Annotated in this window: 23 protein-coding genes and 5 pseudogenes; 16 read left to right on the top strand and 12 right to left on the bottom strand. The window is 34.8% G+C overall.

The window, feature by feature from the left end:
- Positions 1 to 204 precede the first annotated feature (204 nt).
- Positions 205 to 498 carry a helix-turn-helix transcriptional regulator gene (locus tag QE177_RS15190; RefSeq protein ID WP_280552459.1) on the top strand — a complete coding sequence of 98 codons (294 nt, stop codon included), beginning with the start codon at positions 205 to 207 and terminating at the stop codon, positions 496 to 498.
- 479 nt (positions 499 to 977) lie between these two features.
- Here the strand turns inward: QE177_RS15190 and QE177_RS15195 are convergent, their stop codons facing one another.
- The 3 genes from QE177_RS15195 to QE177_RS15205 form a co-directional block, all read right to left on the bottom strand.
- Entirely contained in the window at positions 978 to 1241 is a 264-nt protein-coding gene (locus QE177_RS15195) for a transcriptional regulator (protein ID WP_280552461.1), read from the bottom strand.
- Positions 1238 to 1405 (bottom strand): hypothetical protein, encoded by a 168-nt coding sequence (locus QE177_RS15200; protein WP_280552463.1) that lies wholly within the window; start codon positions 1403 to 1405, stop codon positions 1238 to 1240. The genes QE177_RS15195 and QE177_RS15200 overlap by 4 nt, the downstream gene beginning before the upstream one ends.
- Positions 1406 to 1704: 299 nt before the next feature.
- Entirely contained in the window at positions 1705 to 2637 is a 933-nt protein-coding gene (locus tag QE177_RS15205) for an Rpn family recombination-promoting nuclease/putative transposase (RefSeq protein WP_280552466.1), read from the bottom strand.
- 296 nt (positions 2638 to 2933) lie between these two features.
- On the opposite strand from QE177_RS15205, the gene QE177_RS15210 reads away from it, so the two are divergent.
- Entirely contained in the window at positions 2934 to 3206 is a 273-nt protein-coding gene (locus QE177_RS15210; protein ID WP_280552468.1) for a helix-turn-helix transcriptional regulator, read from the top strand.
- 387 nt (positions 3207 to 3593) lie between these two features.
- Here QE177_RS15210 and QE177_RS15215 read toward each other — a convergent pair whose 3' ends face one another.
- Positions 3594 to 4277, bottom strand: a complete 684-nt coding sequence (locus tag QE177_RS15215) for an IS6 family transposase (RefSeq protein WP_280552469.1) — start codon at positions 4275 to 4277, stop codon at positions 3594 to 3596.
- A gap of 289 nt (positions 4278 to 4566) precedes the next feature.
- On the opposite strand from QE177_RS15215, the gene QE177_RS15220 reads away from it, so the two are divergent.
- The 5 genes from QE177_RS15220 (at position 4567) to QE177_RS15240 (ending at position 7511) form a co-directional block, all read left to right on the top strand.
- Entirely contained in the window at positions 4567 to 5088 is a 522-nt protein-coding gene (locus tag QE177_RS15220; protein ID WP_280552470.1) for a hypothetical protein, read from the top strand.
- A 431-nt stretch (positions 5089 to 5519) separates the two neighbouring features.
- The gene (locus QE177_RS15225; protein ID WP_280552471.1) at positions 5520 to 5957 is read left to right on the top strand and encodes a hypothetical protein; all 438 of its coding nucleotides are present in this window, start codon (positions 5520 to 5522) and stop codon (positions 5955 to 5957) included.
- A gap of 5 nt (positions 5958 to 5962) precedes the next feature.
- A complete protein-coding gene (locus QE177_RS15230; RefSeq protein WP_280552472.1) occupies positions 5963 to 6154 on the top strand; it encodes a hypothetical protein in 192 nt (63 codons plus the stop codon).
- Complete coding sequence (locus QE177_RS15235; protein ID WP_280552474.1) at positions 6130 to 6714, top strand: carcinine hydrolase/isopenicillin-N N-acyltransferase family protein; 585 nt, start codon at positions 6130 to 6132, stop codon at positions 6712 to 6714. Before QE177_RS15230 ends, QE177_RS15235 begins: the two co-directional genes overlap by 25 nt.
- Before the next feature lie 113 nt (positions 6715 to 6827).
- Positions 6828 to 7511 carry an IS6 family transposase gene (locus QE177_RS15240; protein ID WP_280552475.1) on the top strand — a complete coding sequence of 228 codons (684 nt, stop codon included), beginning with the start codon at positions 6828 to 6830 and terminating at the stop codon, positions 7509 to 7511.
- A 22-nt stretch (positions 7512 to 7533) separates the two neighbouring features.
- On the opposite strand, the gene QE177_RS15245 is transcribed toward QE177_RS15240, so the two are convergent.
- Positions 7534 to 8154, bottom strand: coding sequence for a hypothetical protein (locus QE177_RS15245; RefSeq protein WP_280552476.1), 621 nt, complete (start codon positions 8152 to 8154; stop codon positions 7534 to 7536).
- 329 nt (positions 8155 to 8483) lie between these two features.
- Here QE177_RS15245 and QE177_RS15250 point away from each other — a divergent pair, with 329 nt between their 5' ends.
- A complete protein-coding gene (locus QE177_RS15250; RefSeq protein WP_280552581.1) occupies positions 8484 to 8621 on the top strand; it encodes an ogr/Delta-like zinc finger family protein in 138 nt (45 codons plus the stop codon).
- Positions 8622 to 8694: 73 nt separating this feature from the next.
- On the opposite strand, the pseudogene QE177_RS15255 reads toward QE177_RS15250, so the two are convergent.
- The 3 genes and pseudogenes from QE177_RS15255 to QE177_RS15265 all read right to left on the bottom strand — a co-directional run.
- Positions 8695 to 8820 (bottom strand): annotated as a pseudogene (locus tag QE177_RS15255) (DUF4917 family protein); the annotation flags it as partial.
- A 152-nt stretch (positions 8821 to 8972) separates the two neighbouring features.
- Positions 8973 to 10838 carry a S8 family serine peptidase gene (locus QE177_RS15260; RefSeq protein ID WP_280552477.1) on the bottom strand — a complete coding sequence of 622 codons (1866 nt, stop codon included), beginning with the start codon at positions 10836 to 10838 and terminating at the stop codon, positions 8973 to 8975.
- 48 nt (positions 10839 to 10886) lie between these two features.
- Positions 10887 to 13849: pseudogene (locus QE177_RS15265) on the bottom strand (Tn3 family transposase).
- A 200-nt stretch (positions 13850 to 14049) separates the two neighbouring features.
- Here QE177_RS15265 and QE177_RS15270 point away from each other — a divergent pair.
- Positions 14050 to 14599, top strand: a pseudogene (locus QE177_RS15270) (recombinase family protein).
- A 10-nt stretch (positions 14600 to 14609) separates the two neighbouring features.
- Here the strand turns inward: QE177_RS15270 and QE177_RS15275 are convergent.
- Both QE177_RS15275 and QE177_RS15280 read right to left on the bottom strand, forming a co-directional pair.
- A complete protein-coding gene (locus QE177_RS15275) occupies positions 14610 to 14834 on the bottom strand; it encodes a hypothetical protein (protein ID WP_280552479.1) in 225 nt (74 codons plus the stop codon).
- Positions 14824 to 15417, bottom strand: a complete 594-nt coding sequence (locus QE177_RS15280) for a helix-turn-helix transcriptional regulator (RefSeq protein ID WP_280552480.1) — start codon at positions 15415 to 15417, stop codon at positions 14824 to 14826. Before QE177_RS15280 ends, QE177_RS15275 begins: the two co-directional genes overlap by 11 nt.
- A gap of 850 nt (positions 15418 to 16267) precedes the next feature.
- Between QE177_RS15280 and QE177_RS15285 the strand changes: the two genes are divergently transcribed.
- From QE177_RS15285 to QE177_RS15310, 6 genes and pseudogenes are all read left to right on the top strand, one after another.
- Positions 16268 to 17200 (top strand): replication initiator protein A, encoded by a 933-nt coding sequence (locus tag QE177_RS15285; RefSeq protein WP_280552482.1) that lies wholly within the window; start codon positions 16268 to 16270, stop codon positions 17198 to 17200.
- 380 nt (positions 17201 to 17580) lie between these two features.
- On the top strand, positions 17581 to 19119 hold the full coding sequence (locus tag QE177_RS15290) for an AAA family ATPase (protein ID WP_280552484.1): 1539 nt from the start codon (positions 17581 to 17583) through the stop codon (positions 19117 to 19119).
- A 774-nt stretch (positions 19120 to 19893) separates the two neighbouring features.
- On the top strand, positions 19894 to 20529 hold the full coding sequence (locus QE177_RS15295) for a division plane positioning ATPase MipZ (protein ID WP_280552487.1): 636 nt from the start codon (positions 19894 to 19896) through the stop codon (positions 20527 to 20529).
- Positions 20523 to 20768 (top strand): hypothetical protein, encoded by a 246-nt coding sequence (locus QE177_RS15300; RefSeq protein ID WP_280552489.1) that lies wholly within the window; start codon positions 20523 to 20525, stop codon positions 20766 to 20768. Before QE177_RS15295 ends, QE177_RS15300 begins: the two co-directional genes overlap by 7 nt.
- 156 nt (positions 20769 to 20924) lie before the next feature.
- A pseudogene (locus QE177_RS15305) lies at positions 20925 to 21629 on the top strand (IS6 family transposase).
- A 578-nt stretch (positions 21630 to 22207) separates the two neighbouring features.
- A complete protein-coding gene (locus QE177_RS15310) occupies positions 22208 to 22567 on the top strand; it encodes a hypothetical protein (protein WP_280552491.1) in 360 nt (119 codons plus the stop codon).
- A gap of 372 nt (positions 22568 to 22939) precedes the next feature.
- Here QE177_RS15310 and QE177_RS15315 read toward each other — a convergent pair.
- Positions 22940 to 23041: pseudogene (locus QE177_RS15315) on the bottom strand (IS3 family transposase); the annotation flags it as partial.
- Positions 23042 to 23272: 231 nt separating this feature from the next.
- On the opposite strand from QE177_RS15315, the gene QE177_RS15320 reads away from it, so the two are divergent.
- A complete protein-coding gene (locus QE177_RS15320) occupies positions 23273 to 23503 on the top strand; it encodes a transposase (protein WP_280552499.1) in 231 nt (76 codons plus the stop codon).
- A gap of 245 nt (positions 23504 to 23748) precedes the next feature.
- Here QE177_RS15320 and QE177_RS15325 read toward each other — a convergent pair whose 3' ends face one another.
- Positions 23749 to 24150: a hypothetical protein gene (locus QE177_RS15325; protein WP_280552501.1), complete on the bottom strand. Its 402-nt coding sequence runs from the start codon at positions 24148 to 24150 to the stop codon at positions 23749 to 23751.
- Positions 24151 to 24759 lie beyond the last annotated feature (609 nt).

The following is a 24759-nucleotide window of genomic DNA, read 5'->3' on the forward strand; positions in this document are numbered from 1 at the left end:
CTTTTACTCTCTGAAACATATTTTTTTGATGATGTATAAAATTGAACAATTTAGTTTTCATTTGCTAACCTCGTATAACAACAAAACCGTTTATAACGGTTTTGTTTTTCCTATGGTTTAGATGTTGAAACTGTTACAACAATACGATTTTAATATTGGAACCATAATAATAGTAAATTTAGTTTTAGTAATGGAACCTGTCAAATGAAAATGTCACAAAAAATAAAAATTATTAGAAATGCAGAGGGTTTAACACAAATGGAGTTTTGTAAATTACTAAATATCCCTCTCAGTTCACTAAAAAATTATGAAGGACAACATTCTAATCCCAACCTCAATGCCATTATGAAAATTGTCCAACATCCCAAATTTGAAAAATATACACTTTGGCTAATGAATAATAAAACATCTCCTGAATCCGGTCAGGTATCACCGGATCTCTCACACTATGGGCAAGAAAAAACGGCGTTGAATCCCTTAAAAAAGAAAACTGGATAAAAATTTATAGCGATTTTCTGGAGGATTTAAAAAATGATTAATAATCAATATATTAAATGATATCAGTTATGATTTTTATCATTACTTTCAATTAGCCGACAAAAGATATTCAATCATCGGCTAATTGAATTTCTTAATATTCAAACAAACACGATAAAGTATCGCTTATGATTACAAACAAATATAATAAACAAGTTACGATATTCATAAAACAAAAAACCAGCCTGAAAGATAACAGGCTGGTTGGTTTTTTCCATAGTGTTGGCGCAACTTGGCGGCATCAAAATGAATCAAATCTTAATAGATAATTTTATTTATAAATCGATAACTTAAAGCGAGTTTATTATCTTTGAATGGAATAACATTGTATATTGAGGGAAATCCACAATTTTATTTTTGCTTTATTTATGATAAGAAAAAATAAATAAGGCTCAAATATTAATAGAGCCTCATTATTTTAGTTTTACTTAAAATTCAATCTATTGGGTAATTTTAATTAAAAAAATAAAATATATTCTTGTTTTAAAAATAGACAATAAATCACTTAAAGATTTGATCTCATATTTTTGTTTTATTGTTTCAAGCATTTTCTCAATTGTGGACACTGTCACAGAACGAAGAAAAGCAATTTCTTTTTTAGATATTCCCATAGAAAACAACATACCTGTTTCCAGTTGATCTGGCGTTAATTCTGGAAAATAGTCACGAAGTGTTTCAACATTTTTTATGTCAATAATTTTCATGCCATCACCTCACGAACAGGTAAACGACCTGACCAGATAAGACGAGCATTTGAGTAGGTTTTAAGTAAATTTAAGGTGTCTTTTGTGAGAGGTGCTTTTGTTGCGGGTTTACTTGAGTAATTTGGAATAATCCAATAGGTATCGATAAATTTATCGGTAGCCATGATTATGCTCTCTTTCGTAAGTTTTAAAAACCTCACCTTTCGCTATCAAACGAGGTGGTGAGACGTAACAGGATTGATAGACCGGCACGAAAGAAACCGGCGAGCTTCTCAGCTCCCCCGCTACGCCCCACCATAAACTATTGGTGTGTAGCTGTTTTACGGACGTAAAAAAACCGCTAATTTGAGCGGCATATCCGCTTTCGTGTTCAGGCTATCAAACCCCCATCACTAATTTATAGTGACCATCGAAATATAACAGTTTTACTGTTTTTGTGTCAACTGATTAGACCTATCATCAATCAATTTTTTCTTTCTAACTTATCAAGTTCTTTATCTGATAAACCAGTTGAAAGTTTAACTATTTTACGGTCAACACCATTAGCTAAAAATTGTTTAGCAAGTTTCAAAGTAGCTTCTTTTTCGCCCTCGAGTTTTCCTTTCTGTATACCTTGTTGGATGCCTTTTTTAATTCCGATTTCTTCAATTTGTTGAGCAATAGTCATAAGTGCCCCCTCATGTTTCTCTGATTGTTTGGCTATCTCGGTAATAAACTGCATCGGCTTTTGTGCGTTTCCTTCCTGAATGAGATAGTTAAACATAGTAATGACTTGATCATCAGTATAATAATTATACGATAATAGCTTTACAATTTCATTTACTAGTTCGGTCATATCTCGTCGTCGAATGTGTTTCTGTATCAATTCTAATAACGCCATCCGTCTGTGCTGCATAATCTCACCGTCTTCGAGTGTGGTCACATCCACTAACTTAAACGGTTTTGTATATATCTTTTCTGCGATATCTCGCCCACTAAAACAATCTAGCCAGTCAGTACTATAGGGATGAGGGCTTTGTTCACCACAGTAAAAAAGGATAGGGTAAACAAGAGGTAACTCTTTATTTCCACTGTCTAAATGCTTCTGCATTGCCGCCATGCTATAGCGCATCAGTCGCCATGCCATCAGTTTGTCAGGGGTAGATTGGTGTTCAATCAGGAGATAAATATAACCTTTTCCCTGTTTGGTATTCACCGAATATAGAATATCACTTTGATAGTTTTTCATTTCACTATCAACAAATGAACCAGATTCCACCTTAAGCGTAGCTAAGTCACACAGCATCTTAATCTCATTCGGTAGCCAAATATCAAAGAAGTCTTTAGCGGTTTTTTTCTCACTTAAAAATTGCTTGAATATTGCGTCGTGTGGAGTAGGCGTAAATTTTTTGCTCATTAGGTGTTTTTCCATCTTAGCGTTACTTATCAGCGTAACAGATTTATAATTGATTGTTGAGTAATATCCATAAATCTATTAATGTAATAAAGTCACTGGAGAACCCTAGTGATCAAGGTTTGACAGCCTTGAGTACATACACACTGGTAATAATTTTTACCAGTGTTCAACCTGTTACTGTTATTACCCATCAGTTATGGCGGTTCAGGGAGGGGAGCCGAAAGGCTCGCCGGAGTATGTACCGGTCTGTCAACCCTGTCTGGATCGCCACCATATTTGAGAGAGGGGTAACAGGCATGGTTAAAAAAGACTGGTCTAGAAAAGAGGTTATTTCTGCGTTACGCAAAAATGGTACTACTTTAGCTGCACTTTCCCGTGAATCTGGTTATAAATCAACTACATTAAATAGTGTTTTTTTTAATCTTTTTACTAAAGGTGAGATGATTATTGCAACTCGCTTAGGACTTATTCCCTCTGAAATTTGGCCTAGTCGTTATTTTGATAATAATGGTAATCTGATTGATCGTAAATGTAAGGACAACCAAAGATCCGTTTCTAGAAATGAATAGTTCTCATCCAATAAGCTAAAAACGCACTAAAAGCGATATAGTGCGTTTTTATTTTTTTTGTATCTTTCCCCTATACTACTGTCGATATAATTGTTCACAACCTCGTAATAGCGGTTTTGGACTTATTTCTGAATGACATTCATATTATAAAAACTTTCACCGCTCGCCGCAGCTAAGAGACCGAGCATAGCGAGCGAACGAGCGAGGAAGCGGAATGTCTCAAGCGCTTAAAAATAGATTTGGTCACTCATATGGTTAAAATTTGTTCTATTTAAATTACGGCTATTTTATTAGAACATTAAGTGAAATTTTCACATTGTCTTGAGAAAGTTATCGGTTCTATCGCATTAATGGAGAGTGATTAAATTTATGCAGGAGGCAAGGTTTTTAGGTAACTAAAGCATAAAAGGCATCTACTGGACGGATAACTTGTCCATTGATAGGGATTTGTTGTTTATGGAGCATATGCAGTGTTTCTATTCCTTCCAGTAAAACTTTTGCCGTTCGGTACGTCTTAAAGCCAAGCATCGCTCGATAGCGTTTTTTAATGAAACGGTGATCTTGCTCTACTATGTTGTTTTTATAACGGCATTGTCTTATTTTTATCCCCAGTTCACCCTGATTAAGTGACATCAATGCAGCCAGATTAGCCCCACTTTTATCAATATTCACCCCCATAGGGTAGGTATTTTGATGGATAGCTTTCCTTAAAAAGCGTAATGCAGATTTTTTATTTCGCTTTTGACTGAGAACAAAATCTATCGTTTCACCGCTAGCCTCTACGGCACGATAAAGATAATGCCATTTCCCTTTTATCCTGATATAGGTTTCATCCAGAGACCAGGTGCCACCATAGATTTTTCGTTTCTTTCTGGCAACCCTGGCGAGTTTTGGCGTTAATCGTAAAACCCAGCGATGAATAGTAGAATGATCAACATCGATTCCTCTTTCCTGCATCATCTCCTCAAGGTTGCGCAAGCTTAAGGAATACGCCAGATACCAACGTAGACAAACTAAAATGACATCGACGGGATAGTGGAGACGTTTAAAGCTTTGTTTAACAAGACACATAACCGCTACTCATCTCTGAAAACAATATTCAAATATTCATTTTATCAGGCAGACATTTTTAATGCGACAGAACCCTTCTCCTGTTAATTCATCTGATAAGCAAAAAAATTTAATGCTTCTTGTATATTAATTAATTTTATTTCTCCAACCCACATTGGATAATGATTAAAATAAAAAACGATTTTAATTTTATAAAATTATTAGATAAGCTAGAAAATTATCCCATCGAGATATAATCTTAAATACTAGTCGTAAGCCTATCTATTTAATATCCTCGGAGTAAAATACTATGTTACCCTCTGTTTCCCATATGAGCTCATGCAATACAATTCAAAACCAATCTTCTACAAGTGGAATTAGTGATATTCCTAAAATACTTGAATTAATTAATAATAAATTAAATTCTATAGATTATAATGAAAACCATTACGAGATTAACAAATTTAAAGATTTCCTAAATGAAAATAAAAAGAAAATCTTAGATCTACATCAGGATAATGATGATATGAAGAAATTATTAAAAACTGCGAATGAAGTTATCAATTCCATTAAGGATAACAACTATATTGGTATAAATAACGATGAGAATTTTTATAAAATTGACACGATAAAAAATGATCTAGAAATAATTTTAAATCCAAATAAGTCAAAAAGTTGTAGCCATGTTAATATAGTCAAAAAAGAAATTAATAGAATTATTGAGCAAGGTAAAAGTGAACTTGAACAAGCTACCCCTAGAGTTGAAAAAGAAATAAGACGTAATTCAGATAAAGTAGAAAAAGAATTTAATCGTTTTTTAAAGCGTTTTTAATAATAGTTAGCCGGTTCTGTCGCATTAAGAAAAATTCAGTCTGATCAAACACAAAATATGCAGTGATCGTGGTGACTAAATCACAATATAATTTGGTTACAAAAATGTAAAAATCCTTAATGCGACAGAACCATTCTTTTAACCACCAAAAATTAAATCTTTATATTAATGCGATAAAACCGAAATTTCCTTTAGAAAATTATCCTAAGTTTATTAAACAGAATAATTTACTATAAGTTGCATAATCTTAATCCAAACATTAAAGTAAAGTAGCTTTTCATACTTTAATTACTAAAAATATTTTTAGTAATTAAAGAAATGATATAGTATTACTCATATATATTAACTTTATGAAAATGAAATGAAATGAAAAAAGATATAAAAAAATATTGGCTATTATAATAACTGTTACTACCAGTAACTGGTATCTGATGATGGCTTATGGCAATTCAGCGCTAGCTTCTATAACAGCTCTTAATGGTATTAAAGTTAGTCTGACAGGAGATTTTTACAATCCCAATACTAAAGATATAGTACAAAAATCAACTCCTGTTATAATTTTTGATGGTCTTTCATATAAAGGAGGAAGAGAGATTGTTAAAGGATATAAAAATTTTTTCCACAAAGATGTTATGGGAAAATATGTTGATAAAAACCTAAAAGAATTTAATTTAAAATTTGATAAATCAAGTGCCAGTTTAATTTTGAATGGTATACCTGCTGTTCAAAGTAAATACCCTGAGCTTATTGATTTTTATAAAGGTATTGCTGACGAAATAAATCACTCACTTGAGGATGTTTATCTTGCTGCTTGGGCCGAAGAAGGAAATTTCGCTTTAGATATTAAAAAGAAGCATCTAAAGGAATAAGTTTGATGGCCGAAGCTATTAAAACAGGTAGAGGTTGTACTGCTATTGGATGGTCAAACGGTGTCATTGGACAGAATCAGGATATGTCTATCAAGCTATCTGGATATGGTGCAATATGGAAAAGCTCCGATATTATTTGCATGCTGCCACACCCTTGTATACAGCAATGTCAATGGGTAAAAATATTGCTACTGTAACCAATACTGTGGATAATTTTAATAATCCCAGCCTTGAGAAGGGTGCTCCTAATAGCGGTATTTCGATGTCTCTAGTTATAAAACATAAAACGGTAAATGATATTATAAAAGCGCTAGAAAATATCAAGATAAACTCCGCTTACTCTCCAAGCTTTGTGGATAAGTACGGAAAAATAATAACTATAGAAATTCAAGATTCAGGAAATAAAGTCATTGATGGTACATCAAAAGGATATGTTGTTCACACAAATCACCCTATTGGTAAAGAATCTGAGCTTGTTGGAAAATATGCAAATGGGAACTATCATATTTTTGATAACATAGCAGCAAATACTATATGGCGTTATCAGCAAGCAGAGCTCCATGCTAAATTTTCCCCATTAAAAAACATTGATGCTATCAAAGAGATCCTGACTCAAAAACCGATTTTGATGGAGCCAAGGGAAGGAAATGATTTTGTTTCCGTTAATTCTGTTATTCATGATTTGCATGCTGGATGTAGCTACGGAACAACGTGGATATCTAACATACAAAATTATACCAAAGTTTGCTTCAAATAATACTCTTATCCCTCGGTTATCGAAAATATCACTTAATTGGGTTCTGTCGCATTAAAAATGTCTGCCTGATAAAATGAATATTTGAATATTGTTTTCAGAGATGAGTAGCGGTTATGTGTCTTGTTAAACAAAGCTTTAAACGTCTCCACTATCCCGTCGATGTCATTTTAGTTTGTCTACGTTGGTATCTGGCGTATTCCTTAAGCTTGCGCAACCTTGAGGAGATGAGGCAGGAAAGAGGAATCGATGTTGATCACTCCACGATTCATCGCTGGGTTTTACGACTAACGCCAAAACTCGCCAGGGTTGCCAGAAAGAAACGAAAAATCTATGGTGGCACCTGGTCTCTGGATGAAACCTATATCAGGATAAAAGGGAAATGGCATTATCTTTATCGTGCCGTAGAGGCTAGCGGTGAAACGATAGATTTTGTTCTCAGTCAAAAGCGAAATAAAAAATCTGCATTACGCTTTTTAAGGAAAGCTATCCATCAAAATACCTACCCTATGGGGGTGAATATTGATAAAAGTGGGGCTAATCTGGCTGCATTGATGTCACTTAATCAGGGTGAACTGGGGATAAAAATAAGACAATGCCGTTATAAAAACAACATAGTAGAGCAAGATCACCGTTTCATTAAAAAACGCTATCGAGCGATGCTTGGCTTTAAGACGTACCGAACGGCAAAAGTTTTACTGGAAGGAATAGAAACACTGCATATGCTCCATAAACAACAAATCCCTATCAATGGACAAGTTATCCGTCCAGTAGATGCCTTTTATGCTTTAGTTACCTAAAAACCTTGCCTCCTGCATAAATTTAATCACTCTCCATTAATGCGACAGAACCGGTATTTTCAATAATATGCTCAAGTGCCCAACTATATCTCATTTGTGAACTATTATTTATTGAATCTTTGATCGCATTATTTCCACTGTGATACTCTTCATATCGGTTAGAAAAGTCTATTGGATAAAATGTGTTGCTTTCTATATCATATAGAATATTTTTAAAATTTAAATCATCATGCATTATGCCCTTATCACCTAAATCGCAGATCATATGCCGAAAGCGCTCCTGCGCAGTGGGTGGAAATATGTTGTCATTAATGCTACTAAGTGGTACCCCTGGTATTTTATACATTCTAATGTAAAATGTACCCTTACTTTCTAATAAGGCCGCAGAGCCTTCTCCATAATATTTATTAAAACAGTTCACTTCTTCTCTAGCGAAAGATTCTATGTAATGGATATCATCAGCATATAATTTCTTTAATATAAAATTTTTATTATTAGCATCTCGATATATTTTCCCCTCAATTCCCTCTCCAATTAGCTTTCCTAGTTTAATATTTTTATTTTCTATATCGTTTTTTTCCGATAATGCAGCAGATACACTGAACTTATTGTGATGAAAAACACTTAATACTTTATTGAACATATATTCACCATAAATATGGTTATTTTTTATTATTCAGAATATTATTAAATGTTTCTCTTTAGTTAAATAAAATTTGCAAACAAAGCATTTAAAATGTGAACTAAATCTTATGAGGATAAAATTTTTATTAAAATAGCATCAAGTTCATTATTTTCCTCTCGCGAGATAAGAGGTAACTCTAATTGTTCCATCCCAACTAACCTCTATGACTTGTGTTTTTACAAAATAAAATCTTAAACACTAAAAACCCATGCGTACGTAACCACTTTCCCAAAAGTATAAATAACTTAAAAGCGGTTATATTGGGAAAATTATAATCTCACCGATACATCATCACCAACGAAACCAAAGAAAACTATAATCAATGCCAAAATGTCAATTGCAGCACCACATTTGTTAGTCATGAAACAGTGGCGAGGTATATTATTAAACTGCAATTAATTAATGTACTAATACCTAATGGATAGCTAATCTGTAAGCAATATTATGATACTCATAATAAAAGAGCCATATCTTTATGGCTCTTTTAAGTACTATAGCTTAATTATTCCAACAGTCAGGGCTACTACTTTTATAAAAAACAATTTCAGTATTCGCACCAAAGTTATCTTTTATTATCTGTTCTACTCTATTGCAATATCCTTGAGCATTACCATAAACAGATACTGCTACCTTTTTTGGTAGTGATAATTGCTATAAAAAACGATTAAACTGATACTTAGTCAGAATAGTTGAATTAAGTTAAGACAAAAGCAAATCAGCCACTAATAAATAAAAGTGGCTGATTAACCAATATGTAGGATTATCCCTAACTTAAACTACAGAATCTCTCTCCAGAATTCTGAATTATCGCTAGGCTCCCAGCCGCGATTGTTATTTATTGCGACCCATTTTTTATTTTTCCAACTGACCTTATTACCCACCATGTAAAGTTTAGTCGGTTCCCAGAGTGGGTAGTCCGTGACTTCTCTCCAGTATCCTGAATCATCGCCAGGCTCCCAGCCGCGGTTGTTACTTATTGCGACCCATTTTTTATTTTTCCAGCTAACTTTGGCACCTTTCCTATAGTGTCCATTCCGCTCCCAGAGTGGAAATTCATTGAACACCATAAAATTATGATTGATACTGTCACTATTACCAAATGCATCGGTAACAGTTAGAGTGATAGGATATATTTTCTCTTTAAAGACTTCCGGTGTAATAAAATGCAGTGTCGATTGATTTTGAATCTCTGCGGTAATGCCGTCAGGAAGTTGCCAGGCGTAAGCAACAATATTTGCTACTTTTGATGTTGACTTTTCAGCAGATAACATAACTTGGGCACCACCTTTAGCCGATAATTGCCCTTCAATGATCGCGACAACTTCTAGCAGACGGCGACGCATTTCAGTAATAGCACTACGAACATTAGGTAATGGGCCAATATGTTCATTTCCTTCAGAGACGTTAATATTTTGCGGTGTTCCTGTTTCAATTAAGAGCGCACGCATTTCACGTGGTGTGAGAACCTGGCCAGTCTGTTGTTTATACCAAGATTGAATGGCTACCGCTGCTGAAGCGACAATAGGTGTTGCACTAGAAGTTCCATTAAATCCATTTGTATAATTATTGTTTGGCCCTCCATTATATAAGCCATCGTATCCTGTTGTGACAACATTACCACCCCATCCCTGAACATGCACCATACTACCATAGGTACTAAAGTTTGCTTTTTTTAGTAATTCATCGCCTGCACCAACACGAATTACACCACGATCAGGGCGATTTCGATATTCATAATAGATATCCTGGTCTAAATTTTCACTACCATTCCCAGCAGCTCCAATAACAATAATACCAGCATTAAGAGCTTCTTGCGTGACATCCCAAACAGCGTAATCAAAGTCAGCAGGTACATATTTACCGGTTATACCGCCTGTTTGCATCTCGTAAACAAAAATATCACCCGCCCTTAAGGCTCTCAACCCTAGAGATATACCTGCGGCGCGGCCATAACTTATCTCAGAAATACCATAAAATGACTCAGCGTCATGAACCATTCCTTTTACACCAAAGTTAATATCCTTAGCGTACATCACTCCGGCAACAGCGGTACCATGCTCATTATTCAGGGGATTTGTTGTAGGAACATAGTCAACGAAGTTATGTCTTTTTAGATTAATATGATCAAAATTAAATCCCCATTCTATATCTGCAATACTTATCCCTTGACCAGCTATACCTAGAGACCAGGCATATTCCATATCAATACCAATATGAGTAGAGGTAACACCACTTTTATATTCCTGAAGATGAGTAAAATTTGGTGTATTGTGAACTGTCTTATTAATAAGAGGTTCTTTATTATTAACCTGAGGATTGTATGGTAATTCCATGGGTGCTAGTTTTTCTACATAGGCATACTCAACAAAATCATAAGTAGATATTTTTTGTGCAAGACTTTCTTTTTCTTCTAATGACATATTGTCAGTATTTTGCACATAACAAATCCCCGCTAAATTTTCAAAGTTGACTGTATTGATGCGGTTTTGTGGTAATAACATTTCATCAGTTACAATAGACTTAAAATTAAACTGCGTTAAAAAGTTATCTTGAGTCGCGACAGATTTTAGGATCAACTCCTGATTGTTTCTTGATCGAATAACCTCTCTATTAAACTTAATAACAATATTATGTTTTTCCATTTTTATGCCCTATATGGGGTAGCCACAGAATTCGGAAAATATAGCACGCTAAGCAGATTGCAGTGGTCGTAGCGGCCTAAACTTACCTAAGCCGATCTTGGTATTGCTACGCCACAGGTAATCCCCTGTCAGGTTGATGTGCTCCCAACCCAGCGGCGATAGGTATTGTAATAACGCATCATCAACGATATGTCCTTTGGCACGTAATCCATTCACCACACTTTCCAGATAAACTGTGTTCCATAGTACGATGGCGGCAGTCACCAGGTTAAGACCACTTGCTCGATAACGCTGTTGCTCAAAACTGCGGTCTCGGATTTCCCCAGACGATTGAAAAACACAGCTCGAGTTAAGGCATTACGAGCCTCCCCTTTATTCAATCCTGCGTGTACGCGGCGACGGAGATCAACACTTTGTAACCAATCCAAAATGAACAGCGTGCGCTCGATACGTCCCAGCTCGCGTAGGGCGAGTGCCAGACCATTTTGGCGTGGGTAGCTGCTAAGCTTCCTTAACATCAGGGAGGCCGTGACCGTGCCTTGCTTTATAGAGGTCGCCAACCGCAAAATTTCATCCCAATAGGAGCGGATGAGCTTGATGTTGAGTGTTCCGCCAATCATTGATTTCAATCCCTCATAGGTGACATCTCGCTTTGTAATGTAGAGCTTGGTCTCTCCAAGGTCACGTATGCGCGGGGCAAAGCGAAATCCCAATAGGTGCATCAACGCGAAAACGTGATCGGTAAATCCTGCCGTGTCGGTGTAGTGCTCTTCGATTCGAAGATCTGATTCATGATAAAGCAAACCGTCAAGTACGTAGGTTGAGTCACGTACACCGACATTGACCACTTTTGTATGAAATGGCGTGTACTGATCAGAAATGTGAGTGTAGAAGGTCCGTCCTGGACTACTGCCATATTTGGGATTGATGTGTCCCGTGCTCTCCGCCTTGTTGCCAGTGCGGAAATTTTGACCGTCAGATGAAGACGTGGAACCATCACCCCAATGCTCGGCAAACGGATGTTGGTATTGTGCATTGACTAACTCGGACAAGGCTGCGCCATACGTTTCGTCTCGGATATGCCAGGCTTGCAGCCAAGCAAGTTTGGCATAGGTGGTGCCCAGACACGATTCAGCCATCTTACTCAGCCCCAGATTGATCGCGTCGGCAAGGATTGTCGTCAGCAACAAATTCTTGTCCTTAGCCAGAACACCCGATTTCAAGTGTGTGAAATGCCGTGTAAAACCAGTCCATTCATCGACTTCAAGCAGCAACTCAGTGATCTTGACATGTGGTAGGGTTCTAGCGGCTTGATCGATAAAGAGCTGCGCGTGAGTGGGTACCGCTGCATCCAACGGAGTGATCTTTAGGCCAGAGGCTGTGATGATGGCATCCGGCAGTTCATTTGCTTTCGCCAGGCGATTGACAGCAGCAAGCTGCGTTTCCAAACGCATCAGCCGCTCATTCAGATACTGATCACAGTCGGTAGTTATGCCCAGCGGCAATTCTCCTGCCTCTTTGAGGCCAGCAAATTTATCGGGAGGAACAAGGTAGTCCTCAAAATCCTTGAACTGGCGAGATCCCTGCACCCAGATGTCACCGGAACGCAATGCGTTCTTCATCTCCGATAGCACGCATAGCTCGTAGTAACGTCGATCGATGCCGACGTCGGTTATCACCAACTTCTGCCAGCGAGGCTTGATGAACCCCGTTGGCGCATTGCAAGGGACTTTGCGGGCATTATTCTTGTTCATACTACGCAGCACATCGATAGCCTCCAATACATCTTTGGCAGTGGGCGCGGCCCTCAACTTGAGCACAGTGAGGAAGGCTGGAGCGTAACGGCTCAGTGTGGTGTATCCTCCCCGAGACGATGCAGGAAATCGAATTCTTCTGGCTGCGCGAGCGATTGTGCCTCTGTCACGCTTTTTGCAAAGGCTTCCCAGGATATGACTGTCTCAATAGCAGTAAACGGATCATTGCCGGCCTGCTTGGCTTCGAGCAATGCTTGGCCTATACGGCCGAATAATCGCACCTTGGCATTAATTGCCTTTCCTGATGCTTGGAACTGTTTCTGATGTCGCTTCTTGGCATCATTGAACAGCTTACCCAGGATACGATCATGAAGGTCAATAATTTCATCGATGACGGTGGCCATCCCCTCAATGGCTAGCGCAACCAATGTCGCATAGCGACGTTGGGGCTTGAACTTGGCCAAGTCTGCGGGGTCATCTGTCCTCCCTCACGGGCAATCTTCAGTAATCGGTTTTGATGGATCAGCCGTTCGACACCAATAGGCAGATCGAGTGCCTGCCATACCTTGAGTCGTTCGATATGTTCCAGCATGTGCCGTGAATTAGGTTTTACTGGTGATAAACGGAGCCAAGCCAGAGTAGTAGTTTTACTGTTATCCCGCAGTTTGAGCAGATCGTCGAGACGAAGACGGTGCGAGTCTGACAACGATTTGGCTAAGGTATCGTAGATACGTCGATTGGCATGGGTAAGTCCTTCAGCACAAGCCCTCTCAACAGCATTGATGGCTGGCAAAATAATTGATCGCTGCCGCAGATAATCAATTAATGCGTTCACCATCACAATGCCCTTGTCGGTTTGCATAGCCAGCTCAGTCATGGCATGGACGGCCTGCCGGTAGTAGTTCATGTTGAATAGCTGAAAACCGAACATTGTTTGCAATTCAACCAGATGTTCGCGCCGTGTCTGCTCCCGCTGCCCATACTCGTCCCAACTTTCGATACTAACCTCAAGCTGGTCGGCAACCAATTTTAATAAGGGCGGAAATGGCCGCTCATCGATACCAAGGACGATGCCGGAAAGCGCAGATAGCAGAGTTGCACCGCGAACCCCAGGCGATTGGCTGCTCCTCGACGCTGTCGGATGATGGATAGGTCAGTTTCGCTAAACGTGTAGTGACGGATCAACTCATCCTTGTTATCAGGCAACGCCAGCAAGCTTTCGCGCTCGGCGGTAGAAAGGATTGAACGGCGAGGCATACAGTTTCCTTTTTCTTGAAAACGAAGGTTTGCGAGAATGTCTTTTGTTGTCCTTCGACTGTACGCAATATCAATACGTTACTGTTCTCAAAAACCATTCTTGAAACATTATTCTCAATTTACTACCATTTCAATGAGTTTCGAGAGTCAATTGTTCATAAAAATCCTGTCATGCAATGGAATTACGGAGAAGAATTACAGTGTTAATTGGATATGCAAGGGTATCTACAGAAGAACAAAATTTAGAGTTGCAAAAAGATTCATTAGTAAAACATGGCTGTCAGAAAATCTTTGAAGATCAAATAAGTGGTACCCGAGCAAACAGGCCAGGTTTAGACAAAACATTGGAAATGTTGAGATGGAGACACTTTAGTTGTATGGAAACTAGATAGGCTTGGGCGTTCTGTAAAACAGCTAGTAGAGCTAATCGATAAATTACAGCAACGGGGAGTTCAGTTTAAAAGCCTCACAGACTCAATAGATACTGGGACATCTTCCGGTAGATTCTTTTTCCATGTGATGGCTAGTCTTGCTGAGATGGAGCGAGATCTAATAGCAGAGCGAACCAAAGCTGGACTAGAAGCTGCACGTTTACGAGGCCGGAAAGGTGGTCGTAAACCCAAAATGACCGAGAGCAAAATATCCTCAGCAAAGCAATTGCTGGCTAATGGAGTCCCCCCAAAAGATGTCGCAAATAACTTAGGAGTATCTATTCCGACACTGTATAGATGGATCCCCGCCTCTAAATAGGCTTAGCGTGCTATATTTTCCGAATTCTGAGGCTACCCCATATAGATTCATTAGATTGATGCAATTTTCTATAAAATGCTGACAATTCATTTCTGTTAAGATCATCCATTATTTCTGAATGCAGCATCTCTTTTAATTTTATTGAAATTATTCGACCTGAATTAATTATCATAACTTTGGCTTTATTTTCTACAGGGGTAAATCCTAAAAGTTTAAATTTCACATTAGCTGTCATATCTTTCCTCTAAAATTGACCCAATAAGGATGTCTTTATCATTTATATCTACACCACTATTAATAACATCTAAATTTTTATCAGATGAAAAAATCAGAAGAAGTGAATCTTTAATAATTTCTTTTCTTTTTACAATAAGAATATCTCCACTTGAGTAATAATTACCTATATTTGATGATAAAATAACACCTATTATGTTAGGCCCATCACCAAAATAATAAGTTATAGGTGATCCTAATATCATTCTTCCTATTTTTTTATTTAACGAGGATGTTATTAATGATTCATTAATTAAAGGTACTGCTATCGGATTCATATTTCCATCGATAGACATTAATGTGTTTTCCATGTCTCTTTTACAAAAATCAATTTCTTGTATTTCAGAATAAGATACACCAAAAAAATCTGATACCTTTTTCAAGGTTTTTTCTTGAATAGAAGAAACTTTTCCTTCTAAAATGTTGTAAATTGTTGTCCGATTAACTCCAGCCCCATCACTTAAAGAAACTTGATTTTCATTTTTTTCTTTAAGCAAGTGCTTAATATTATTTTTTATAATTTCTACTTTTGGAATTTTAGCCATACAAACTTTATCCTAAGTTTTTCATGCATTAAATCATTGTAGCCTCATTATGTCTATGGCATGAAACTTGATAATAAAATCTTTCCAAGTATTCGTTATATGGATTATTGAGAATTATTAGTTACAACATACATAAAGTATAAAAAAACAACTCAACGAACCTAACCACCCTAATAGACAATAAGAGCAACTTAAAAATAGCCAAATAGGTTTTGGTTATTTATTTGAGAAATCGTCTTAGAAACGTTTTTAGGATGTTTAAACGTTAAAAAAATTCATTACCTTTGAAACCTCCACCGCTCACCGCAGCTAAGTGACCGAAGCGTTAGCGAGCGAACGTGCGAGGAAGCGGAATAACACATAACTTAAAAAATACTTGGGTTACTCATTTGGTTAAAATTTGAACTATGCGCATTTTATTAGAATGTTAAGGAAAATTTTCACATTGTCTTGAGAAAGTTATCCACAGCAAAAGTGAACAAAAATACGGTTAAAAGATTAGTTATGTATAAGTTAAAATAAGTTAAAGGAAAAAAAATGCTTATAATATATTGAAATTTTTAATAAAATTTTCACACCGCGTGTGTAAATTACGTGTCTTTGTGTGTAAATTACGTGTCTTTTGTGTGTGAATTACGAAGATAATAGTAGTTATACACAATATTTATTCTTACTTTTGTATTTATATTTCTATTATTGTGTGTAAATTACGTGCTTTTTTGTATAAACTGCTATAATCTGAGTGTGTGTGAATTACGAAAACGTTTTTTAGTGAAGTTGGCGAGCTTATTAAGTGGTAGGACACCTAACAAGCTCTAACCCCGCCCCTACTCGATCTAGGAATGAGGCTATGACTGATCTTACAAAAAAAATAGGAAAACGCAATTTGAAGACATTACGCCCGCATCGACACCAGCAACTTGAATTTTTTATTGCTGATGATGTAGATATTTCGACATTTCGCGATGAAATGGCGAGTATGGAACATCCTTTCTTTGCGTTAAAAGCTGGCGATACTAAGATTCGAGAATATAAAAATGGGAATGTTACAGTAACAGTGAAACCTACCGCTGACGGATTGGCTACTGTCTTTGATAAAGATATTTGGATTTATGCTATTTCAAAATTACAGGAAGCAATTAATAATAATCAGCCGATAAGTCGTACAATTGCTTTCACTCCCTATGATTTCTTTGTCACAACAAATCGTAGTACTAGTGGTATTGCTTATAGAGAGTTAAAAAAAGCATTGTCAAGGCTTTCTGGTACGAGAATTCAAACAAATATTATTTATTCTCAAGACGATAAAAAAACCATTGATTTTGGATTGATCGACAAGTGGGAGTTATTGGAAAAAAAGAAAGGCAAGTTAGATATAGGGATGATAGAGATCACGCTTCCTGATTGGTTATATCAAGGCATAACTCAAACCAAAGTTTTGCAGATTAGTCCAGATTATTTTCGTATACGTAAAGCAATTGATAGACGACTTTACGAAATCGCTCGTAAACATTGCGGTGGGCAACATGAATTTGCTATTTCTTTAGAAAAACTCCATCTGAAGACGGGGAGCTCATCTAATAAACGAGAGTTTAAACGTCTTGTTAAGAATCTTTGTACAACAAATGATCTCCCTGATTATGAGGTTTTTTTCGATCCTAATACCGATAAAGTGACTTTTAAAAACCGTAATCAAAATACATCGTCTGCAGAAGTATCTCGTAAACGTGATAAGGCAAAACGAGAGGTCTTTAAGATTAAAAATAAGATCTTGAAAGAATAAAGGTTATTTATTTTCTTAAGTTTATTAATTAAGAATTTTTTAGTACTAAATTGATATTGATTTTTTTGATAAGGTTCTATTTATTTGACATTAAAATAATATATAATAAGCACTATTAAAGTATCAATAAAGTATAATATTGGTACCATTTTGATGTAAATTTTATCGTGATGTGACAGATTATTAAAACAACGATAAAGGACTCTTGTTATTAGAATAACATTGTGGAGTAAGACTTACTTTTTTATTAGAAAATAATGATTACAAAAGCATAATTTATCATCATTAATAAAACAGAATATGAACAAGAAAATTATGAGAGTGGATGGCTTCAATACAGTTTTAATATTAACTAATAAATGAAGGATGTTAAACAAGGAATGCCAAGAAGAACAGAAACAACATTTAAAGGGCAAATATTGCACTCAATAAAAATAGATAAACTTAAATGCATTAATAATATTAATACTATTAATTTTTTTCCTAACCCCATAACAGCAATACTTGGGCCTAATGGAAGTGGTAAATCTACGATTCTTCATGCAATAGCATGTATTTATAAACCAGATGAAGACAACAATGGAGAAGATCATAAATTAGTGGATTTTTTTCCTAGAAGTCCTGATGCTGAATGGAATGGCAGCAGTTTTTCTGTTTGTCTTAGTTATAGAAAAGCGGGTCAATTAATAAATAATGAAGTAAAGGAATATGGTAAAGCAAACGAAAGAGGCTCAAGGTGGACTCAAATATATGCAAGAAGACCTGTTAGGGCCGTTTATTATTTAGGAATAGATAAGTGTGTTCCGATAATAGAATCGGAGAAAAAAAATAATTTCATTTATGATACAACAATCTTATCTGATGATCTGTCTCGAATTATTTTGAAAAAGGCATCTTATGTTTTAAATAAGCGTTATGAAACTCTTAATGATCATCAATTACCTAATGGTAGGCGTTTGATAGGTGTTAGCTTGGGTAATGTTAGATATTCATCTTTAAGTATGAGTGCTGGGGAGCAAAAAGTATTTTTAATACTTAACACTATTTTTTCTGCGAAAAAAAATGCACTAATCATTATCGAAGAAATAGATCTTCTCTTGCATGAGGCTGCATTAAAAAAACTCATTCAAGTTATTAATGAAAGAGCGAGAGTTAAAAATCTTCAGATTATTTTCACAACTCATCGTGAATCGGTTATTAATATGTCAAATATTTTGAATGTTAGACATATTGTTAATATCGAAGAGAGGTCTTATTGTTTTGATGAGACTAAGCCTGATGCTATTAATAGATTAACAGGCGATAGGGTTTCTCCCATCGAAATATATGTAGAAGATGATGTAGCTGCTTCCATAGTAAGCAAAATTTGCTCGTCACTAAAAGCAACAAAATACATAAAAATAATAAGGTATGGGGCGGCAATAAATGTTTTTACATTATTGAGTGCTGAGCTTCTAAAAAATAGAAATGTTGAAAACATGATCTATGTTCTGGATGGGGATACATTTATTGACGAAGCAGTAAAAAGAGAGCGTTTGAATAAGGTTTTAACCGGTACTGATGATCAAGCTATTTCTCTCCGTTCTACGGCTGAAAGTAAGATAACGCAGTTTAATCTTCCTGCAGGATATACTCCAGAGAAATATATTCATACAATGATATCATCTTTAAATGAAAATGATTTCGATGGTGATTTGTCTGAGCTTATTGAAGCTGCGAGAAGCATACAGTATGAAGAAGAAGATCATAATTACATAAATGGATTGTTCGAATCATTGGGTATAAATAGAGAAACGGGGTTAGTTAGAATAATTGATTTAGCAGTTAAGGCTCAGGAATGGACAGATTTTATTGCCCCTGTTTATGAAAAAATAAAACCCATTGTTGATTCATTAAATGAATCTATAGTCAACCGATAAAAAGGATTTTAAGTTAGCTGAGATTGTTTTTTACCATTCGTATGTTTCTTTATAATAAAGAGATTGATTTAACGTATTTGCGGGTAGTGGCGTTTAACTTATTATTAATAATTACACATTTTTTTGGTACTAAAATAGTATAAATTTTTAGCTATAAAAATACTAAAAAAATATCATATCAGTGCTAATTAGAAGCTAAAAAGATTGGAAGTCAAATTGACAATCTGCATTGTGAGTTAAAATATCTGTAAAATAGGTTATCGCTAGTTTAGTAGTAATCAAAAACAAAAATTAGATAAATAAAGTACCGAATAAACTTATCCATTATTTAATAAGTTTTAGAAATAATGCAAATGTAGAATAAGTTTTACTTTTTAAAATGCCTATTGTATTAAAAAATAGGTAGCAATGTTTACTGCTACTTTATTTAAGATCAAATCCAATTTTAATAAAGTCAATTTTATTTGTACTGCTTATTCAAATAAAGTTTATCAAATTTTGGTAGTCACAGGATAGCTGCGAAAATCGACAACTCTTAAACGGCCATTTCAATGGATAATTTTGTGTTCATATCCAGTTCAAATTCAGCCAAGGCATTGAAAATATGAAATATCAACTTACCATCGTGGTTTGTGTGTCTATATGGTTTCAATTTAGAATTATTTTGGTACCAAATTAACCTTATTTTTATGTTAATTTTCTTTATTGACAATTTTTTATTTTTGGTACTAAAATGATATAAAATATATACTTTTAATGCATCAAGAGAATACTATGATAGTACTAATTGGTAGCCAAAAAGGTGGATGTGGGAAATCAACAACCTGCGTTAATATTGCAACAGAACTTGTACGACAAAAAAAGGATGTAATTTTAGTAGATTCAGATCGCCAAGGAACATCGGTTAACTGGATTTCTGATAGAAATAAACAAGTAAAAATACCAACGATTCATTGTATTCAAAAATTCGATAACATTAGAGAAACTCTGCTTGATTTAAATAAGAGGTATGAATTTGTAATAGTAGATACTGCTGGTCGAGACAGTAGGGAATTGAGAACAGGAATGACAACAGCAGATATATTGTTGGTACCTTTTAGGCCTTCACAACCTGATTTAGATACTTTACCTCGATTAGTAGAGATAATGACAGAGGCAAAAGATATTAATCCAAAGCTAAAAGCTGTAGCTATGCTGACACTAGCTCCAACAAATCCCGTTATAAATGAAATTCAGGAAGCCCAGGAATATTTAAAAGATTTCCCTCAATTATTTTTAATGAATACTGTTGTTCGAGATCGAAAAGTTTATAGGGATTGTATGGCTGAAGGGAAAGGTGTTGTTGAAATGGATAATTTAAAAGCTAAGAATGAGATTCAATGTTTAGTTAAGGAGCTTTTAACATGGTGAAGCGTAGAGGTTCTGATTCTGTAGAAAAAAAGATAGAAGAGTTTGCTTCCGCAGCTGATAGAATAATTGAGTCACAAAAAGATGTTGATAGTGAAGCTCCACGTGATTATAAGGCGATTCGTGTTCCATTTAATCAACATGAATATGAATTATTAGAAAAACTTTGCAAGAAAACTAAACGTTCTAAATTAAATATGATCCGTTATGCGCTAAAGTATTATGACGAAAATGATGTGTAATTAAAATGTAATTATGGTACTAAAATAGTATCATTTATATATAATATAAATATTAAAAATGAATCATTTTTAGCCTATTAGATTTCTGGCACTGTTGCAAAGATCGGATCGAATTGCTGATAATCATGCTTGACGATTTAACTAAAGGTGCCCCACATGAATGTTTTTAAAGGTCGACACTATACCCACGACATCATCCTGTGGGCAGTACGCTGGTACTGTAAATACGGCATTAGTTATCGTGAGTTGCAGGAGATGCTAGCCGAACGCGGCGTGCATGTAGACCATACCACCCTCTATCGCTGGGTTCAGCGTTATGCACCTGAAATGGAAAAACGGCTGCGGTGGTACTGGCGTAACCCTTCCGCTCTTTGCCCGTAGCACATTGACGAAACGTATATAAAGGTGAATGGCCGCTGGGCTTATCTGTATCGCGCTGTAGACAACAGAGGGTGTACCCTGGATTTTTACCTTTCACCACGGCGTAATAGCAAAGCGGCATATCGGTTTCTGGGTAAAATTTTAAATAATGTAAAACAGGGACAAATCCCACGCGTTATCAATACAGATAAGTCTCCGACATACGCTCGTGCGCTTGCTCAGCTTAAACGTGAAGGCCAATGTCCATCTGACGTTGAACACCAACAGATTAAGTACCGAAATAATGTTATCGAATGCGATCATGGCAAAATAAAACGGATAATCAGCGCCACGCTGGGTTTTAAATCGATGAAGACGGCTTATGCCACAATAAAATGGATTGAAGTGATGAGGGCACTGCGTAAAGGTCAGGCGGAGTCATTTTACTTTAGCCATCCCTTGGGTGAGATGTGTCTGGTGAATCGGGTCTTTGAAATGTAAGACCTTCACCAACAAATTAAGGCTACCGCATCACGATCTTTGCAACAGTGCCTCTAAATGTCCTTACGGCAAAAAGATTTTATCCTTTATGCCCTAAAAAGAGACATTTCTAAATTGGTAAAAAGTGACATTATTATATTGCTGCCACATCCAATCCGCTTATTATCACCCTTATGTTAAATAGAGACTGTTTTTTAAAAATTTTTTACTATTATAAGAAAATGTATATTAATAATATGAAAATAAATTTAATTAATTAATTAATTAATAGCTTACTGTTTTATTTATAATTAAGTTCGCCATTATATAATAATAAAAAACAAAATAATTTAATTATTAAACAAATAGTTATATTTGAATATTTTTGTTAAAATCACAGTAAATATTATTTTTAATAAATATTTATTAAAAATAATATTTTTTATTTTTACAATAAAGTTAGATTTGTATATTTTAAATATAAATACTTGTTTGATAAAAACATGACTCTATTGAGTTATAATAAAAGTAAAAATTTTCAATTAACAATAGTAATAACAAATCGTCATAAAAATATAAGTAACTAGAAGGAAATTCAAATGAAAAAAATATTTATTGTTTTAGGTTTTGCATCAGCAGCATTTATGAGCCAAACTTTTGCAGACTCAATCTATATAAACAATATGACTAAGTCTGACATTAAAATTCATTTAGATGATAATCTAGAAGTGCAAACAAATAGAGGTTCATTTCTTTACCAATATTATGGAAAAGAAGGTGACAAAACTATAAAAATAACTGCCGACGATGGAAAAGTTTTTAGTAAAGAATTAATTTCTTCTGGTAAGGCCAGTACTTTTGATGGCTGCAACTACACCATACAAATATTCAAAGATGATTGGACTATAACCTCTATCGCAAATGGTGAGGCAGTATGCTCACCATCAGAGGATAAATGATTTAATACAAAATAAAACATAACAAAAAAATTAAAAAAGGGAAAAATTTTTTCCCTTTTTTAATCATCATAACATCATTTAGGAAAAAGTAATGTATTTTAAATAAAGCAACATTAATAAAGTAAAATGAATAATCAGATTTTACTCATTTATTCCTTTTATATAACATATGCTTGCAATATCCTAGGTATTTAGGCTCTGTTACAAAGATCGGGTTGCTGCTAATATTCCTGACGATTTAATCAAAGGTGCCCACATGAATATTTTTAAAGGTCGACACTTTACACACGACATTATCCTTTAGGCGATACGTTGGTACTAAAATACGGCATCAGCTATCGCTTTGCTTTTTGAACCTGGTCGATAACGCTTTCATTGTTTAACTTTTAATCCCAACTGCTTCATCAATTTTCGGGTTTTATAATAACCAACCCTATAACCTTCTTTGCGTAATTGTGCTGCTGACATACGATAACCCCAGGCTCTCGCGACTGAGCTTCATTATTCGTCATAAGTGCTTAATCGGATATTGCCCTATATGGGATCCGCTTGGAAAACGGAAAATATCCTACGCTAAAGTATATTTTATATACAAATTGATATTATCTAAATTCTATCTGCCTAGGTAGCCTTGTAGTGGCATACTGAATTTAGCCACCTAAGTAGAGGTGATATGCTTGCCTCATAATTTTTACAGGTGCTAAAATGAGTAAAATATATACTGCTGAATTTAAAGGTGAAACGGCCCAATTAGTGCTTGAACAGAATTATACCCACCAGGAAGCAGCGAAAGCGATGAATGTAAGCCTTTCAGCTATACGCCAATGGGTAAAAACCCTTCGTTTAGAACGCAATGTAAAATCCGGTCCCGGTCTGCCATTAACGGGTAAACTCACATGTGGGCACTGTGTAAAGGTTAGGTCATCCTCTTGGTGAGATGTGTCTGGTGAGTAGAGCCTTTGAAATGTAATACCTTCACCAACAAATAATGCCGCATCACGATATTTGCAACAGTGCCATTCGTTCTATATGAGATCAATTGAGATAGCAAAAAAATTCGCAGAAATGCAGGATCTCTTCCTGTCTATATTACTTTTGATATAGATAGTTTAGATCCTGCCCTTTTATTACCGATTTAGTTTTTTTACATAATGTCTCTGACTTTAATTATAGAAAAATTGTTAGTCTATAGACCCAAAAATTTCAAACGTAAAATTAAAGTCATTCTTTTCTAAATTAAGTCCAATATGTGTACCTGAATCAGAATCTTCTTTAAATTTTAAAATAGTTAGTTTTTTATCTTTATCATTATACACAAGTTCTAATCTACCTCGATATACTTGTGTATTATCTTCTTTGTAAAGTTCTAATGTCCATACCACTATATCTGCTGTCTTAATATTGAATTCAGTAAAAACATTATTATTGGGGTAAGATGAGTTAATTTCTATTTCTTGACTAGCAGGAGAGTTAGAACTAATTACCTTTAGTTTAAATTTATTGTTTGTTTTAAAGACAGTATCAATTAATGCAAGATATGTCGTAAATGTGTAAAATGTTTGTGGCATTTCTTTTGTGTTCATAACTAACGTTCCTATATTAACTATGGTTAAATTTTATTAATTTTTTCTTGTTTAGAAAAAATTAATATATTAATGGTAAATTAAAAAAACTAATGTTTAGGTTTATTTAATGTTTTTTATGTTCACATAATTATTAGTATTTTTCAATTTAAATTAAATTAAAAACAATGATATTTTTTTAAAAAAATATAATATATGTTTTTTGCTTTTTGTTATAACCATAAAAGTTTTATAGTATTACAATAACAGCGATTTCTTAAACTCAATCCAAAAACAACACATAGGGATTTAAAATGTTTTTCTGCGCTAAAATAGATGATTTTTTCATAATAACATTTTGTTAAAAATTTACTACTCTAGCACTTCAATTTCATTGACAAAACTAAATTTCATTTTTTATAGTTGTCTATCTTTTTTATTTCATAGCAAAAAATAGTTAAATCACATAGTGAAAAATAAGTATAACAAATGTTGATATTCTATTATTATTTTAATAATAAAATAAGTTAAAATATATTGAAAACTTTCTAATTAATTTTTATATAAAAAATTTCAATTTAATTAAAATTTCATAAAAATGAATTTTAAGCATACGTTTATTTTATTTGT

Origin of the sequence: Arsenophonus sp. aPb, from assembly GCF_029873475.1 — a bacterium.
Lineage (GTDB): Bacteria > Pseudomonadota > Gammaproteobacteria > Enterobacterales > Enterobacteriaceae > Arsenophonus.

Coding starts and splice junctions, on each gene's coding strand:
- QE177_RS15295 (WP_280552487.1), top strand. CDS start 19,894: ATGATAGTACTAATTGGTAGCCAAAAAGGTGGATGTGGGAAATCAACA.
- QE177_RS15235 (WP_280552474.1), top strand. CDS start 6,130: ATGGGTAAAAATATTGCTACTGTAACCAATACTGTGGATAATTTTAAT.
- QE177_RS15240 (WP_280552475.1), top strand. CDS start 6,828: ATGTGTCTTGTTAAACAAAGCTTTAAACGTCTCCACTATCCCGTCGAT.
- QE177_RS15220 (WP_280552470.1), top strand. CDS start 4,567: ATGTTACCCTCTGTTTCCCATATGAGCTCATGCAATACAATTCAAAAC.
- QE177_RS15210 (WP_280552468.1), top strand. CDS start 2,934: ATGGTTAAAAAAGACTGGTCTAGAAAAGAGGTTATTTCTGCGTTACGC.
- QE177_RS15300 (WP_280552489.1), top strand. CDS start 20,523: ATGGTGAAGCGTAGAGGTTCTGATTCTGTAGAAAAAAAGATAGAAGAG.
- QE177_RS15225 (WP_280552471.1), top strand. CDS start 5,520: ATGATGGCTTATGGCAATTCAGCGCTAGCTTCTATAACAGCTCTTAAT.
- QE177_RS15310 (WP_280552491.1), top strand. CDS start 22,208: ATGAAAAAAATATTTATTGTTTTAGGTTTTGCATCAGCAGCATTTATG.
- QE177_RS15260 (WP_280552477.1), bottom strand. CDS start 10,838: ATGGAAAAACATAATATTGTTATTAAGTTTAATAGAGAGGTTATTCGA.
- QE177_RS15285 (WP_280552482.1), top strand. CDS start 16,268: ATGACTGATCTTACAAAAAAAATAGGAAAACGCAATTTGAAGACATTA.
- QE177_RS15215 (WP_280552469.1), bottom strand. CDS start 4,277: ATGTGTCTTGTTAAACAAAGCTTTAAACGTCTCCACTATCCCGTCGAT.
- QE177_RS15245 (WP_280552476.1), bottom strand. CDS start 8,154: ATGTTCAATAAAGTATTAAGTGTTTTTCATCACAATAAGTTCAGTGTA.
- QE177_RS15200 (WP_280552463.1), bottom strand. CDS start 1,405: ATGGCTACCGATAAATTTATCGATACCTATTGGATTATTCCAAATTAC.
- QE177_RS15230 (WP_280552472.1), top strand. CDS start 5,963: ATGGCCGAAGCTATTAAAACAGGTAGAGGTTGTACTGCTATTGGATGG.
- QE177_RS15205 (WP_280552466.1), bottom strand. CDS start 2,637: ATGAGCAAAAAATTTACGCCTACTCCACACGACGCAATATTCAAGCAA.
- QE177_RS15320 (WP_280552499.1), top strand. CDS start 23,273: ATGAGTAAAATATATACTGCTGAATTTAAAGGTGAAACGGCCCAATTA.
- QE177_RS15190 (WP_280552459.1), top strand. CDS start 205: ATGAAAATGTCACAAAAAATAAAAATTATTAGAAATGCAGAGGGTTTA.
- QE177_RS15275 (WP_280552479.1), bottom strand. CDS start 14,834: ATGACAGCTAATGTGAAATTTAAACTTTTAGGATTTACCCCTGTAGAA.
- QE177_RS15290 (WP_280552484.1), top strand. CDS start 17,581: ATGCCAAGAAGAACAGAAACAACATTTAAAGGGCAAATATTGCACTCA.
- QE177_RS15195 (WP_280552461.1), bottom strand. CDS start 1,241: ATGAAAATTATTGACATAAAAAATGTTGAAACACTTCGTGACTATTTT.
- QE177_RS15325 (WP_280552501.1), bottom strand. CDS start 24,150: ATGAACACAAAAGAAATGCCACAAACATTTTACACATTTACGACATAT.
- QE177_RS15280 (WP_280552480.1), bottom strand. CDS start 15,417: ATGGCTAAAATTCCAAAAGTAGAAATTATAAAAAATAATATTAAGCAC.